Here is a 754-nt window from a genome sequence, read left to right as displayed (position 1 = left end):
AAGATGAATATGCAACATTTGTTAAGACAGTACACATTGCATTAATGCATGATTGGTTAAAAGGTAAAATAATTGTTGATTCATTAGGGCTACACTCAAATAACCAAAGGCATACAAATGAAACCGAGCAAATTTTAACTTCTTCAGACTTAATATTGTATGTAAGTTATTTTAATCATTCATTTACTGATAATGACAAGGCGTTTATAGAACACATGAAAGATATGAACCAGTTGAATGAAAACCAAGCATTTAAAATGGTAATTAATGCTGCTGATTTAGCAGAAAGTCAAGATGATCTTGAAGCGGTTGAAACATATGTATCAGATGCATTAAGACAAGTACACTTACAATCAGACATTTTTGCTGTATCAAGTCGAAATGCATTACAAGCTGAAGATAAGGGCATTGATCAATTAAAACAAAGCATACAACAATTTGTTGATGTTGAATCTAAATCAATTTTAGAACAACAAATGATTCATCAGCTTAAACAAATGGATCGTTCTTATGTAGAGATGATTACAGAATTTGAAACAAATAAAGCTGATATTTCACGTCGCCAACAAAGGTTAACAGTCTATAAAGATAAACAGCGTTTACAACATCAATTAATTGATGCGACGTTACAACATACAGACAACGAAGTTGAAGAACAAGTTTATCATTTAAATGCACGTTTAAAATTACAACTACTTGACGATGTTAAATCAGTGTTTAATTCTCAAATGACGCAAAATAGTGATTTTAATGA

General features: G+C 30.5%; 1 protein-coding gene. It reads left to right on the top strand.

The genetic code is table 11. The annotated features are described in order from the left end of the window. Window positions 1-754, top strand: a 754-nt coding sequence (locus tag IDG60_RS18000) for a dynamin family protein (RefSeq protein ID WP_206161021.1), incomplete at both ends; no start/stop codon positions are given.

The sequence above is a fragment of the Staphylococcus sp. EG-SA-2 genome, assembly GCF_017152085.1.
This window is presented reverse-complemented; position numbering and strand designations above follow the sequence as displayed.